10 protein-coding genes are annotated in these 14,335 nt (G+C 69.7%); 2 read left to right on the top strand and 8 right to left on the bottom strand.

The genetic code is table 11. The features are described 5' to 3' along the window. The first annotated feature begins 24 nt into the window (after nucleotides 1-24). Both AVJ23_RS16755 and AVJ23_RS16750 read left to right on the top strand, forming a co-directional pair. On the top strand, nucleotides 25-1,674 hold the full coding sequence (locus AVJ23_RS16755) for an ABC transporter ATP-binding protein (protein ID WP_058863369.1): 1,650 nt from the start codon (nucleotides 25-27) through the stop codon (nucleotides 1,672-1,674). 75 nt (nucleotides 1,675-1,749) lie between these two features. After that, nucleotides 1,750-3,303 (top strand): ABC transporter substrate-binding protein, encoded by a 1,554-nt coding sequence (locus AVJ23_RS16750; RefSeq protein ID WP_058863368.1) that lies wholly within the window; start codon nucleotides 1,750-1,752, stop codon nucleotides 3,301-3,303. A 174-nt stretch (nucleotides 3,304-3,477) separates the two neighbouring features. Here the strand turns inward: AVJ23_RS16750 and hslU are convergent, their stop codons facing one another. From hslU to tsaE, 8 genes are all read right to left on the bottom strand, one after another. Further along, nucleotides 3,478-4,785: an ATP-dependent protease ATPase subunit HslU gene (gene hslU, locus AVJ23_RS16745; RefSeq protein WP_058863367.1), complete on the bottom strand. Its 1,308-nt coding sequence runs from the start codon at nucleotides 4,783-4,785 to the stop codon at nucleotides 3,478-3,480. Between the two features lie 64 nt (nucleotides 4,786-4,849). Further along, a complete protein-coding gene (gene hslV / locus AVJ23_RS16740) occupies nucleotides 4,850-5,407 on the bottom strand; it encodes an ATP-dependent protease subunit HslV (protein ID WP_058863366.1) in 558 nt (185 codons plus the stop codon). Between the two features lie 175 nt (nucleotides 5,408-5,582). Then, entirely contained in the window at nucleotides 5,583-5,903 is a 321-nt protein-coding gene (trxA, locus tag AVJ23_RS16735) for a thioredoxin (RefSeq protein ID WP_058863365.1), read from the bottom strand. A 65-nt stretch (nucleotides 5,904-5,968) separates the two neighbouring features. After that, complete coding sequence (gene addA / locus AVJ23_RS16730) at nucleotides 5,969-9,340, bottom strand: double-strand break repair helicase AddA (protein ID WP_058863364.1); 3,372 nt, start codon at nucleotides 9,338-9,340, stop codon at nucleotides 5,969-5,971. Then, the gene (gene addB, locus AVJ23_RS16725) at nucleotides 9,337-12,264 is read right to left on the bottom strand and encodes a double-strand break repair protein AddB (RefSeq protein ID WP_058863363.1); all 2,928 of its coding nucleotides are present in this window, start codon (nucleotides 12,262-12,264) and stop codon (nucleotides 9,337-9,339) included. The genes addA and addB overlap by 4 nt, the downstream gene beginning before the upstream one ends. Beyond that, nucleotides 12,257-12,925 carry a nucleotidyltransferase family protein gene (locus AVJ23_RS16720; protein ID WP_058863362.1) on the bottom strand — a complete coding sequence of 223 codons (669 nt, stop codon included), beginning with the start codon at nucleotides 12,923-12,925 and terminating at the stop codon, nucleotides 12,257-12,259. Before AVJ23_RS16720 ends, addB begins: the two co-directional genes overlap by 8 nt. Next, nucleotides 12,910-13,872, bottom strand: coding sequence for an aminoglycoside phosphotransferase family protein (locus tag AVJ23_RS16715; RefSeq protein ID WP_058863361.1), 963 nt, complete (start codon nucleotides 13,870-13,872; stop codon nucleotides 12,910-12,912). Before AVJ23_RS16715 ends, AVJ23_RS16720 begins: the two co-directional genes overlap by 16 nt. After that, nucleotides 13,869-14,330 carry a tRNA (adenosine(37)-N6)-threonylcarbamoyltransferase complex ATPase subunit type 1 TsaE gene (gene tsaE, locus AVJ23_RS16710; protein ID WP_058863360.1) on the bottom strand — a complete coding sequence of 154 codons (462 nt, stop codon included), beginning with the start codon at nucleotides 14,328-14,330 and terminating at the stop codon, nucleotides 13,869-13,871. Before tsaE ends, AVJ23_RS16715 begins: the two co-directional genes overlap by 4 nt. Between the last annotated feature and the right edge of the window lie 5 nt (nucleotides 14,331-14,335).

The following is a 14,335-nucleotide window of genomic DNA, read 5'->3' as shown; positions in this document are numbered from 1 at the left end:
GCAGGCGACAAAGGAGCACAAGGCATGACCGACACGCTGGTCGAGATGCGTGACATCCGGATCGAGGGCCGCGCCGACGAGACCTGGATGCCGATCATCAAGGGCGTGGACCTGACCCTGAAGAAGGGCGAGGTGCTGGGCCTGATCGGCGAAAGCGGCGCCGGCAAGTCGACCCTGGGCCTGGCGGCCATGGGGTTCTGCCGGGACGGCGTGCGGATCGCGGGCGGCAGCGTCAGCTTCGACGGCATCGACCTGCTGGCCGCCAGCGCCGAGCAGAAGCGCCGGCTCTTGGGCAAGCGCATTGCCTATGTCGCGCAATCCGCCGCGGCCAGCTTCAACCCCGCGCACAAGCTGATCGACCAGCATGTCGAGGCGCCGGTGCAGCATGGGGTGATGGCGCGCGCGGAGTCCGAGCAGGACGGGATCGAGCTCTATCGCAAGCTGCGCCTGCCCAATCCCGACGAGATCGGCTTCCGCTACCCGCACCAAGTCTCGGGCGGGCAGCTGCAGCGCGCGATGACGGCCATGGCCATGGCCTGCCGCCCCGACCTGATCATCTTCGACGAGCCCACCACCGCGCTGGACGTGACCACCCAGATCGAGGTGCTGGCCAGCATCCGCCAGATCGTCGAGGAGTTCGACACCGCGGCGATCTACATCACCCACGACCTGGCGGTGGTGGCGCAGATGGCCGACCGCATCAAGGTGCTGCTGCGCGGCGACGAGGTCGAAGAGGCCGACACGCGCGAGATGCTGTCCCATCCCAAGCAGGACTACACCAAGAGCCTCTGGGCGGTGCGCGAGTTCCAGCGCCCGCCCAAGCCGCCCGTGGCCGAGGATGCCACGCCCGTCGTCTCGGTGCAGGGGGTCACGGCCGCCTATGGCAAGATCGACGTGCTGCACAATGTCAGCTTTGACATCCACGAGGGCCGCACCGTCGCCGTCGTGGGCGAATCCGGGTCCGGCAAGTCGACCACCGCGCGGGTGATCACAGGCCTCCTGCCGCCGCGGATGGGCGGGATCGAGCTTGATGGCGAAGCGCTGCCGCCCGATTACCGCCAGCGCTCCAAGGACCAGCTGCGGCAGGTCCAGATGATCTACCAGATGGCCGATACTGCACTGAACCCGCGCAAGACCGTGGGCGAGATCGTCGGCCGCCCGGTGGAATTCTACATGGGCCTGCGCGGCCGGAAGAAGCGCGACCGCGTGGCCCAGTTGCTCGACCAGATCGAGCTGCCGGCGGGGGAGTTCATCGACCGCCTGCCCTCCGAGATGTCGGGGGGGCAGAAACAGCGCATCGGCATCGCCCGCGCGCTGGCGGCCGAGCCCAAGTTCATCATCTGCGACGAGGTGACCAGCGCGCTCGACCAGCTGGTGGCCGAGGGGATCCTGAAGCTGCTCGCCCGCCTTCAGGACGAGCTCAAGCTGTCCTACATGTTCATCACGCATGATCTTGCGACGGTCCGGTCCATCGCTGACGAGGTGGTCGTGATGAAGGATGGCGAGGTGGTCGAACAGGGCCCCAAGCTGGACATGTTCCGCCCGCCGCACCACGCCTATACCGACCTCCTGCTGTCCTCGGTCCCCGAGATGGACCCGGACTGGCTGACAAATCTGCTGGCTGAACGCGGAGTTGATAATCTCGGCGACGCCGCAGTTGATAAGATGGGATGACCGAATCACCGGACCCCGCGGGTCCGACAGGAACGCGACGCGTATGCGTCCGATAACGACCAGGGAGACGACACGATGACACGTATCAGCAGACGCGGACTTCTTACCACCGGCGCCGCCGCCGGTGTGCTCGCCGCCAGCGGCCTGCCGCTGCGCGCACAGGCCAAGAAGGGCGGCCGCCTGCGCGCCGGCCTCTCGGGGGCCAATACCTCGGACAGCTGGGATGGCCGCACCCATTCTGACCTGTTCATGATCGCCTCGGCCAATGGCGCGGTCTTCGACGCGCTGACCGAGGTCGCCGCCGACGGCTCGATCAAGGGCGAGCTGGCGGAAAGCTGGGAAGCCTCGCCGGATGCCAAGGTCTGGACCTTCAACCTGCGCTCGGGCGTGACCTTCCACAATGGCAAGGCCTTCGGCGCCGATGACGTGATCGCAAGCCTGCAGCTGCACGTGGCCGAGGGCGCGAAATCCGCCGCCAAGCCGATCGTCGAGACCATCACCGAGATGAAGAAGACCGGTGACCTGCAGGTCCAGTTCACGCTGGCGGCCGGCAATGCCGACTTCCCCTACCTGATGTCGGACTACCACCTGCTGATGTACCCCGCCGGCCAGATCGAAGAGGCGATCGCCCGCGGCATCGGCACCGGCCTCTACCAGGTCCAGAGCTTCGAGCCCGGCGTGCGCATGGTCGCCACCCGCTATCCCGACCACTACAAGGGCGATGAGTACGGGCATTTCGACGAGATCGAGTATATCGCGATCAACGACAACACGGCCCGGATGAACGCGCTGCTGACCGGGCAGGTGGACACGATCAACCGGATCGACTTCAAGACCGAGTCGCTGCTGCGCGCCAACCCGATGATCCGCATTCAGGAAGTCACGGGCAACCAGCAATATACCTTCCCGATGCTGACCAACGTGGCGCCCTTCGACGACGTGAACATCCGCCGCGCGCTGAAATTCGCGATCAACCGTCAGGAAATGGTCGACAAGATCCTGCTGGGCCATGGCCGGGTCGGCAACGACACGCCCATCGGGCCGGCCAACCAGTACTTCTTCGAAGAGATGGAGCAGACCAGCTACGACCCGGACAAGGCGAAGTTCTACCTGAAAGAGGCCGGCCTTTCCTCGCTGGATATCGACCTCTCCGCCTCCAACGCCGCCTTCGAAGGCGCCGTGGATGCCGCGCAGCTCTACCAGGCCTCGGCCAAGGCCGCCGGCATCAACATCAACGTGGTGCAGGAACCGGCCGACGGCTACTGGTCGAATGTCTGGCTGAAGAAGCCCTTCTGCGCCTGCTACTGGTCGGGCCGCGCGACCGAGGACTGGATGTTCTCCTCCGCCTACGAGGAGGGCGTGCCGTGGAACGACACGCAATGGGGCCGCGAGGACAGCGAACGCTTCCAGGACCTGCTGATCGAGGCCCGCGCCGAGCTCGACAGCAGCAAGCGCCGCGAGATGTATCACGAGATGCAGCAGATCCTGAACGAGGATGGCGGCCTCGTCCTGCCCATGTTCGCCAACTACGTGCAGGCGGTCAGCAACAAGGTCGCCAACCCGGACGTGGTCGGCAATCTCTGGCAGATGGACAATGCCCGCATGGCCGAACGCTGGTGGATGGCCTGATCGGCCCCATCACCGATCCGACAGACAAAGGACGCCCCGCCCCCGCGCGGGGCGTCTTGCCATCCATGACCCCCTGGCCCAGCAGGCCCCGGCGCGCGCCGCGAAAAAAGACCGACCCCTAGGGCCGGCCTTTCATCTTTCCAAAAATACTCTCGCCGAAGGCGTCCCGCCCTCTCAGAGCACGTAACGGCTGAGATCGCTCGACCGGGTCAGCTCGCCCAGGTGCTGCTCGACGAAATCCGCATCCACGGTCACCGCCTCGCCGGCCTTGTCCGGCGCGGTAAAGCTCAGCTCCTCGAAGACGCGCTCCATCACGGTATAGAGCCGGCGCGCGCCGATATTCTCGACCGACTGGTTCACGTCGGCGGCAATTCGGGCCAGCGCGGCGATGCCGTCCTCGGTAAAGGCCACCTCGACCTGCTCGGTCGCCATCAGCGCGGTGTATTGCCGGGTGAGCGCATTGTCGGTCTCGGTCAGAATGCGCACGAAATCCTCCTCGGTCAGCGCGCGCAGGTTGACCCGGATCGGCAGGCGGCCCTGCAATTCCGGCAACAGGTCAGAGGGCTTGGCGATGTGGAAGGCGCCCGAGGCGATGAAGAGGATGTGGTCCGTCTTGACCGGCCCGTGCTTGGTGCTGACCGTCGTGCCCTCGATCAGGGGCAGCAGGTCGCGCTGCACGCCTTCCCGGCTGACATCCCCACCGCGCGCCTCGGCGCGGGCGCAGACCTTGTCGATCTCGTCGAGAAAGACGATTCCGTTCTGCTCCACCGCGCTCAGCGCCGCCTGCTTGACCTGCTCGTCATCCAGCAGCTTGTCCGCCTCCTCGGCGATCAGCACGTCATAGCTGTCCGCGACGGTCATGCGCTTCTTGACCGTGCGCCCGCCAAAGGCCTTGCCGAAGAGATCGCCGATATTCATCATGCCCATGTTCGCGCCGGGCTGGCCGGGGATGTCCATCATCGGCAGGGGCGAGGCGCTGTCCTGCAGCTCCAGCTCGATCTCGGTATCGTCCAGCTCGCCGGCCTTCAGCTTGCGGCGGAACATCTCGCGCGTGCCCTCGCGCGCGTCCTCGCCGGCGATCGCCGCGATGACGCGATCCTCGGCCGCCTGGTGGGCGCGGGATTTCACGTCCTCGCGCATCTGCTCGCGGGTCATGGCGATCGCGGCATCGACCAGGTCGCGCACGATCTGCTCCACGTCCCGCCCGACATAGCCCACCTCGGTGAACTTGGTGGCCTCGACCTTGATGAAGGGCGCGCGGGCCAGCTTGGCCAGCCGGCGGCTGATCTCGGTCTTGCCGACGCCGGTGGGGCCGATCATCAGGATGTTCTTGGGATAGACTTCGTCGCGCAGATCATCGGAGAGCTGCTTGCGGCGCCAGCGGTTGCGCAGCGCCACGGAAACGGCGCGCTTGGCGTCTTTCTGGCCGATGATGAAACGGTCCAGCTCCGAGACGATTTCGCGGGGGGTGAGGTCGGTCATGAGGGTCCTCTCCGGGAGGGACAAAATTCGTGGACGAATTTTGCAAGAATTTTCAGGAAAATTCTTACGCGTCGAGGGTTTCGACGGTCAGGTTTCCATTCGTGTAGACGCAGATATCGGCCGCGATGGCCATGGCGGTCCGGGCGATCTCTTCGGCCGTCTTGTCGCTCTCCATTAGCGCGCGGGCGGCTGCGAGCGCATAGTTCCCGCCCGAGCCGATGGCAGCCACGTCATGTTCCGGCTCAAGCACGTCGCCGGCGCCCGTGATCACGTATAGCTGCGCCCCGTCGCTGACGATCAGCATCGCCTCGAGCTTCTGCAGGTACTTGTCGGTGCGCCAGTCCTTGGCCAGTTCGACGCAGGCGCGCTGCAGCTGGCCAGGCGTCGCCTCGAGCTTGGTCTCCAGCCGCTCCAGCAAGGTGAAGGCATCGGCGGTCGAGCCGGCAAAGCCGCAGAGCACCTCGTGCCCGCCCGGGGACAGCCGCCGCACCTTGCGGGCGGTGCCCTTGATCACCGTCTGGCCCAGCGAGACCTGGCCATCGCCGGCGATCACCACCTGTCCGCCCTTGCGGATCCCGACGATCGTCGTGCCGTGCCACCCGGGAAACTCCGTTTCGGCCATGTCTACTCCTTTATCCGTGCTGGCGGTCATATGGGGGAGCGGCGCGCCGCTGGCAAGCCGTGCGGCCGCATCGCGTGCCGGGAGGCCGGCGTGACACAGCCCGGCACCCGACCGCCGAAACGCAAAAGGCCCCGCGAAATCGCGAGGCCTTTCAACATGTTGCGGTCGGATCCGCTCAGATCGATTCCTCGATCCAGTTCTGCAGCGCGGCCTTGGGCGCGGCGCCGGCGCGGTTCGAAATCGCCTGGCCGTCCTTGAAGATGAACAGCGCGGGGATGCCGCGCACGCCCATGGCGGCGGCGGTGTTGGGGTTCTGGTCCACGTCGACCTTGGCAACCTTGATCTTGCCCTGCATCTCTTCCGAGAGCTCTTCGAGGGCCGGGCCGATCTGCTTGCAGGGGCCGCACCATTCGGCCCAGAAATCGACCACGACGGGGATGTCGGAATTCTTCACTTCGGTGTCGAACGTGTCATCGGTGACGGCGACGGTGGCCATGGGGGATCTCCTTGAATTGCGGCGGACTGTCAGGTTGCGGAAGGTATGGACGGCCCCGGGTGGCGTCAAGCCGTGCCCCGGCGGACGAGCGATTGTGTCACAAGATCGTGCGACAGCGGCATATAGTGGGCGGTGGCCGTCCAGATCAGCCCGGTCTCGATCTCGCGGCCGGGAAAGACCTGCGCCAGTGCCGCCGCATAGGCGCCCATCTGGCGCAACAGACCCTCGGGCACGGCCTCGGGCGTGTCGGGCACGATGCGGTTCGACTTGAAATCGGCGGCGATCATGCGGGGGCCCGTGACGACCAGCCGGTCGATCACGCCGTGGATGCGCCCCAGGTCTGGCAGCTCGGCGGTGATCGGCACCTCGGCCAGGCTGTCGGGGCCGAAGAACCGCGCCAAACCGGGGGCCGACAGGGTGGCCAGCGCCTCGGTCACCAGCGCCTGCGGATCGAGCATTTCGTACGTTTCGGGCGGCAGATCCGCCATTTCGGGCAGATCGGCCAGCAGCGCCGGCGCAAAGGCCCCGCGCGCCTCGGGTGGTTGCGGGGCGAGATGTTCCAGCAGCAGGTGCAGACAGGTGCCGCGGGCCTTGGCGACCTCCTCGGGATCGCCGGGACCGGGCAGGGCCTTGGCGCCGCCCAGGTCCGAGGGTGACAGGATGGCCGGTGCGGGGTCGGGGACCGGGGCCGCTTCGGCAAGATGCGCCGGCAGCGTGGGCGGCTCCGGCGGAGCGGTCGGGGGATCGGCCGCGTCCAGCGCCGCGCCGTCCAGACCGCCGATGCGCAGGCCGGTGCCGCGGCCCAGCGCGCCGAAATCGTGGGTCTCTTCCACTGCGCCCGAGGCTTCCATCCCGCGGCGCACCTGTTCGTACCAGGCATCCCCCTGCTTGCCGAGAGACCCGGCGGCGGCGACCACCAGCCATTTCTCGGCGCGCGTCATGGCGACGTAGAGCAGCCGGTCGCGTTCCCGGGCCTGCCTGGCCGCGGCGGCCTCGAGCGCGGCGCGCTGGCGTGCGGGCTGTTCATTGGCCCGGTGCTTCCAGACCGCGCCATCCGCATCGCGCAGCACGCTGTCGCGCACCTCGCGGCGCGGCTCGGCGCAGTCGGGCAGGATGACGATGGGCGCCTCGAGCCCCTTGGCGCCATGCACCGTCATGACCCGCAGGGTCGGACCGGCGCTGTCGGGGGCGCGCTTGATCTCGAGATTGTCGGATTGCACCCATTCGAGGAATCCGGTCAGCGAGGGGATCTCGGTCTGTTCATAGGCCAGCGCCTGGCCGAGCAGCGCGTCGATCCCGTCCAGCGCCTCGGGGCCCAGCCGGCCGGTCAGCAGGCGTCGGCCGCCATGGCGCGTCAGGATGCGGTCGATCAGGTCGTAGGGGCGCAGGAAATCGGTCTGTGCGCGCAGGTCGTTCAGAACGGCCAGCACAGGGGCCATGTCCTCGCGGCGGCGCAGCTCTTCCCACAGGTATTTGCCCTTGCGCCGGTGGGCGAGGTCGAAGAGCTCCTGTTCCGACAGCCCGAAGAGCGGCGAGCGCAGCGCGGTGGCCAGCGACAGCGAATCCTCGGGCGTGGACAGGAAGGAGAGCAGGGCGACCACGTCGCGCACCGCCAGCTCGGCCATGACCTTGAGCCGGTCGGCCCCGGCAATGGGCAGGCCCTTCTGCTTGCAGGCGCGGATGATCTCGGAGAAGAGCCGCCCGCGCCGCTGCACGAGGATCAGCACGTCGCCGGCATGGACGGGGCGCGCGGCATAGCTGCCGCTATGGCCGATCTCGACCGGCAGCGGGCTGCCGAGGATGCCGTCGATGAAATGCGCGATGCGCCGGGCGAGGATCGCGCTGTGATGCTGGGCGCCGGTGCGGTCGAGCGGCTGGTGCCAGGGACCGTCCTTCTCGTCATCGACCTTCTCGACCACGGGCCAGAGATCGACCCGCCCCGGCATGCGGTCCTTGAAGGCGCGATGCTGCGAGGCGATGTCGGCGCCCGGCGCATGTTCGAACGTGTTGTCGACCAGCCGCAGGATCGGCTCGGCCGAGCGGAAGCTGTATTCCAGCTCGAGCGGGACGAGCGGCGCGTCGGTGCGTTCCAGCCGGGCGCGAAATTCCTCGCGCATGCGGTCGAACTCGGTCGGATCGGCGCCCTGGAAGGAGTAGATCGACTGCTTCTTGTCGCCCACCACGAAGATCGTGCGCCGCACGTCGCTGCGCGCGCCCTCGCCGGCGGTGAATTCCTGTGCCAGCCGTTCGATCACCTGCCATTGCACCGGCGAGGTGTCCTGCGCCTCGTCGACAAGGATGTGGTCGATGCCGCCATCCAGCCGGTAGAGCACCCAGGCCGCCACGTCGGGCGCGTTCAGCAGGTCGCGGGTGCGGGTGATGAGATCGTCGAAATCGAGCCAGCCGCGCGCCTGCTTGGCCTGCGCGTAGAGCGGCAGGAAGGCCTGCGCGAAGGCGTAGAGCGCGATGTCGCGCCGGCTGCCGGTCAGCGCGCGCTCGGTCTCGAGCGCATCCTCGACCCGGGCGGCCAGCTGGTCCAGCCCCTCGAACAGCGCGGGCGCGGCGCTGCGCACCCCCTTGGTGCCCAGCCGTTTCGTCACCGTGCCGGCCTGGGTCAGAACCGCCGCCTTGAGCGCCGCATAGCCGGCACGGTCGGGCGCGGTGACGGCGGCCAGCTTGTCGGCCAGCGCGAGGTCGGTCTTGCTGCCGGTCCCGAGGGTCTCGACCAGACCGTCGATCAGGTCCCGTTCCGAGCCGAGGAAGACGCGCGCCAACAGCCCGGCCTCATCATCTTCGGGCGCCAGCCCATAGGCGGCGCGGATCCGGTCGGGCGTGGCGGCGAAGGCATCGGGCATCCGCGCGACCTGCGCCAGCAGCGATTCCAGATCGTCATCGCCCGAGAGATAGGGCGCCACGGCGTCGATCAGCGCGGCCTGCGGGCCATCGGCCATGCGGTCGAGGATCTCGGCGCGCAGCCGTTCCGCGGCGCGGTCCTCCATCTCGGTGAATTGCGGCGAGACCCCGGCCTCGAGCGGGAAGCGGCGCAAGAGCGCGGCGCAGAAGGAGTGGATGGTCTGGATGCGCAGCCCGCCCGGCGTCTCGATCGCGCGGGCAAAGAGCGTGCGGGCGGCGCGCAGGAAATCGGGGTCGAGCGTACGGTCCACGCCCAGCACCTGCAGCTCGTCGCGCAGCCCGGCCTCGTCCAGCATGGCCCAGGCGCCGAGGCGCTTGAACAGCCGGTTCTGCATCTCGCTGGCGGCCGCCTTGGTATAGGTCAGGCAGAGGATGTGCTGGGGCGAGACGCCCTCCAGCAGCAGCCGCGCCACCCGGTCGGTCAGAACGCGGGTCTTGCCCGACCCGGCATTGGCGGCCAGCCATGTGGACTGGCCGGGCCGGGCGGCATCCACCTGGGCCTGCGTGGCGGCGTCGCGGATCATGTGAGCCCCCGTTTCACCGGCGGATCGGTCACGTCCCATTCCCCGAAGCGGGACAGGTGGTCGTAATCGGCGATGTCGGTATCCTTCATCAGCGCGCGCCGCGCGGTATAGCCCCGGTCGGGATCGGCATAGGCGGCGATGAGCTGGCGGAACTCGTCCCACACTTGGTCGGGCGGGGCCTCGTCCAGCGGTGCGGGCACCTCGTCCGGGCCGCCCGGTTTCAGCGAGATGAAGACCGCGCGCGCCACGTGGCGCGGATCGAGCCCCTCGAAAGCACCGGCCTCGGCCATGGCGGCCTCGAGCAGGAGCTGCTTGTCGAAATGCTGCTGCTCGGATTTCGAGGGCGCTGCGCCGGTCTTGTAGTCGTACAGATGCGCCCCGCCGCGGGCGTCGAGGTCGATCCGGTCGGCGGTGGCGGTCAGGGTGAAGCCCAGCTCGGGGAGCGCGGCGCGCCCCTTGACCTCGAACCCGTTGGGCGTCGGCCGGGCCAGCTTGCGGCGCGCGATCTCGGTCTCGCAGAACCAGTGCGAGATCCGCGCCAGCCGGCTCTGCCACAGCCGACGGATGGTCGGGTAGGGCAGCGGCTCCAGCGCCTCGCGGGCGAGACTGTCGAGATGGTCGGGGCTCAGCGCCTCGGGCGTGTCGATCGTGTCGCGGACGAAGCGTTCCAGCACCGCGTGCAGGATGATGCCGCGCATCAGCGCATCGGGCGCGCGCATCAGCGGGTCGAGCGGGCGCAGGCGCAGGCAATGCTTGGCATAGATCGCGAAGGGATCGCGGATCAGCCGCCGGATCTCGGTCACGGAAAGCCGGTCGGGCCGGGAGGCAACGGGCGGCGCGGGCGAGGGGCGCGGCGCGGGCGCCGCCGGGATCGGGCGTTCGGCCGTCTCGGCCAGGGCCAGCCATTGCGCGCCGCGCGCGCGCATCGTCTCGATCGCCTCGGGGCCGTTGCGCCCGGGCAGGCCGCGCATCAGGTTCATCAACCGGTTGAGCCAGCGCGAGGGCACGGTCTCGGCCTCGTCGGATTTCAGCGGCCGGGTCAGCCAGACCTCGCGCGCGCCGGCGGCCTGCTGGAAGTCATGCGCGGCCAGCCCGATGCGCCGTTCGGGCAGCAGCAGCCCGGCCTCGGCCCGCATCCGGCGGTTCAGCCACGGGTCGGCGCCGGGCATCTCGGGCCATGTGCCCTCGGTCAGCCCGGCAAGGATCAGCAGATCGGCGCCCATCACGCGCGCCTCCTGCGTGCCCCAGATGCGGATCAGCGGGTGCGGCGCGTCGCGGTCGCGGACCTCCTCGCGCGACAGAAGCGCACCGAACAGGTCGGCATAGTCGCGTGCGCCCATGTCCGTGCCATGCGCGGCCTCCTCCTGCAGCGCCTCGACCATGCGGCGCAGCACGCGGCCGGCATTCTCGTCCCAGAGCGCGCCGGGATCGGTGCTGTCCGAGCCCGCGGTGATCGCCTCGGCGAGGGCCACGTGCCGGTCGAGCCAGACGGCCAGAGGCTGCGCGCCGGGGATCGCGCGGTCGCAGAAGGTGCGCGCCACCCATTCGGCCCAGCCTGCGCAATCGGCCGCGCTGCCCCAGTCGCGGATCTGCCCGGGCTGCGGGTAGGGCCAGCCGCTGCGCCGGATGTGCAGCTCCAGCTCGCGGGTGTTGAGCAGGTGCGGCCCGCGCCCGCCGCCGCGATGGCAGAGCGGGTGCTTGAGCAGGGTCAGCAGCAGCTCGGCGCTGAGCGGTGATTCCATGAGCTGTGCGACATGCCGCATCAGCCGTCCCGGTGGGGTCAGCTGGGCGGGCGTGCCGGCGCTGTCATCGGGCAGGATGCCCAGGGGGTCCAGCGCCGCGGTCACCTGCCGGGTCAGCATCCGGTCGGGGGTGATGAGCGCGGCGCTCTGCCCGTCCGCGACCGCCTGGCGCAGGCGCAGCGCGATGGCCTGCGCCTCCTGCCGCTTGTCGGGCGCCTCGACCAGCGTCAGGTCTGCGGTGGTCTCAACGAGATCGGGCAGGGCGGGGCCCTCGCTCAGCCATTGATGGGTGACCGGCGCGGGCCGCAGCGCGAGCGAGATCAGCCGGTTGCGCGCCGGCGACGGGGCCGGGGCATCGCTCCACGGCGCGACCTCGGACGGGTCCAGCGCCAGCTCGCGCAGCAGCCGGGCAAAGCGGAACTGGGGGTGATCCTCGCCGGTCAGCGGGTCGGTCAGCTGTTCCCAGACGGGGCCGGGCAGGTCGCTGTCGAAACCGGGCAGGATCACCGCGCCCTGCGGCAGCCCGGCCACCGTCTTCATGAAGTCATGCGTGGTCCCGCGCGAACCGGTGGAGCCCGCGACGAGGATCGGGTGCTGCGGCGGCGTCTCGGCCCAGCGCGCCTGCAGCGCCTGCAGCGCCAGCCGTGTCAGCGCGGGTTGGTCGGGCGCGCTGTCGGCCGCAAAATAGCCCTGCACGATGCGCAGGAAGGACAGCGCCCGCTGCCAGTGGCCCGACTGGTCGGTAACGTCCAGCGTGGCGATGCGGTCTGGGGGCACGCCCTCGGTCTGCATCTCTTCCATCAGCGCGGCCAGGCTGTCGGACAGGTCGAACAGCGCCGCGCGCGGGGCGAGGTCGGGCTCCTGCTCCAGCAGCCGCGCGACCAGGTGGGTCAGCTCCAGCCGCCGGCGCAGCCCGGGCACGGGCCGGGGCAGGGCGGCGCGCATCTGCGGATCGGCCAGGTCGGTGACCAGCCGGATGCGCGGCAGCAGGCTGGCCGGGCCGCTGTCGAAGATCTCGCGCAGGCGCCGCGCCATGCGGGTGGTGTTCACGAAGATCTCGACCCGCGCGATGGCGGCGGGGTCGCCGTCGCCCAGCCGGTCGCGCAGCCCGTCGACGACCGCGCGCGGGAAATCCACGCCGGGCGGCAGGGCGAAGAGGCGGGGACCGGGCGTGTCAAACATCGAGCATCGCCTCGGCCGCGGCGATCCCCTCGGGATGGCCCACATCACACCAGCCGCCCGAGTGCAGCGTGCCGAAGAGCCGCCCCTCGGCGGCAAGCCGGGTCCAGAGCAGGTTGAGCGAGAAGGCGGTCTCGTCGATCTCGTCCAGCCGGTCGGTGCGCAGGATCTGCGCGCCGGTATAGACCAGCGGCCCGCCGCGGATCAGCTGCCCGTCCGGGGCCCGCGTGAAATCGCCGGGCCCGGCGCGGCCGGTGGCGCGCTCGGCGGGCTGGCAGAGCAGCAGCGCATCCATCCGGGCGGGATCCCATTCCGCGCGCAGCGTGTCGAGCGGGTTCGGCCCGGTCCAGACCGCATCGGTGTTCAGGGTGAAGACCGGGCCGGGGCCCAGGAGCGGCCGGGCGTGGCGCAAGCCGCCGCCGGTGTCGAGGATCTCGGGCGTCTCGACCGAGACGGCGATATCGGTGCCGACCAGATGCGCGCGGATCTGCTCGGCATGGTAATGCGCGTTGACCACGCGGGTGCCGAGGCCCTCGGTCAGGGCCAGCGCGTGGTCCAGCAGCGGCCGTCCGGCCACCTCGATCAGGGGCTTGGGACGGTCGGCGGTCAGCGCACCCATGCGGGTGCCGAACCCGGCGGCAAAGAGCATCACGGCGTCGGGCATGGGGCCTTCAGGGCTTGCAGATGGGCGGGGTCGGGCGGCGGCAGCGCGTCGGTGACACGTCTGCGCAGATCGCCCAGCGCGGGGTGGGCGAGGTCGCGTTGCAGATGCGCCCAGACGCGGGGGATCAGGTCGATGTAATGCGGCTTGCCCCGGCTCTGCGCCAGCCGGGCAAAGACGCCGAGGATGCGCAGGTTGCGCTGGGCGCCCTGCACGGCCAGCGCGGTGCGGAAGGGCCCCTCGGGCAGGCCTGTGGCGGACAGGTAGTGGCGGATGCAGGCCTCGGCCGTGGCGGGGGCCACGTCGCGCCGCGCATCCTCGATCAGCGAGACGAGGTCATAGGCGCGGTGGCCCTGCCAGGCATCCTGGAAATCCAGCAGGCCGATCCCGGCGGGCCCTGTGCGCCCGGGCAGGCGCAGGATGTTCTCGGCATGGTAGTCGCGCAGCACCATGACATCGGCCGGCAGGGCATGCTCGGCAAGAAGCGGGCGGAACGCTTCGGCGACCTCCGGCAGGGCCTCTGGCGCGTGGGTGTAGTGCCGGAAGGGCAGGTCGATCAGCGCGGCGAGGTGATCGGCATCGGCCAGCGGCAGGCCCTCGGGCAGGGGGGCGTCGTGCAGTGCGACCAGCACGTCGGTCGCCGCGACATAGAGCCGTTTCTCGGTCGCGGCATCGGTGGCCAGCCGCGCGACCAGCCCGTCGCCGAGGTCCTCGAGCAGTAGCAGCCCGGCCGCGTCGTCGCGGGCGAGGATCTTCGGCGCGCTCAGCCCGATGCGGCGCAGGTGATCCGCCAGCCGGGCGAAAAGGGCGACATCGCCGCCGGGATCCTGCATCAGGATTGCGGTCCGGTCGCCCTGGTGCAGCCGCGTGTAGCGGCGTGTCGAGGCGTCGCCGGCCAGCGGCTCCTGCCGGGCGGTGTCCCAGCCGGCCTGCGCGAGAAGGTCGGTCATGATGCGAGATCCCGCAGGCTGTCCCAGCGCGGGGCGTCCCATGACAGCGTCAGGTCGCGCGCATCCTCCTCCGGCCCGTCGGCAAACTCGAGATGCAGGGTGCGGGCAGGGGCAAGCGGGCCCAGCCGGTCGGGCCACTCGACAAGGCAGATGGCCTCTTCGAAGGCTTCTTCGAGGCCCAGTTCGACCACCTCGTCCGGGCTGTCCAGCCGGTAGAGATCGGCATGCCAGAGCGGGCCGGCCGTCGTGTCGTAGACCTGCACCAGCGTGAAGGTGGGCGAGGGCACGTCCTCGGGCACCTCCTGCAGGCTGTGGATCAGGCTGCGTGCGAAATGGGTCTTGCCGGCGCCGATCCCGCCGGACAGGAGCAGCACGTCACCGGGGGCCAGCCCCGCGCCCAGCGTGGCGGCCAGCCGGGCGGTGGCATCGGCGGAGGGAAGGGTCAGGCGGTGCTGCATGCCCC

Origin of the sequence: Pseudoponticoccus marisrubri (assembly GCF_001482405.1) — a bacterium.
GTDB lineage: Bacteria > Pseudomonadota > Alphaproteobacteria > Rhodobacterales > Rhodobacteraceae > Pseudoponticoccus > Pseudoponticoccus marisrubri.
Note: the sequence above shows the minus strand (reverse complement) of the source record. Positions and strands in the feature narration are given on the sequence as shown.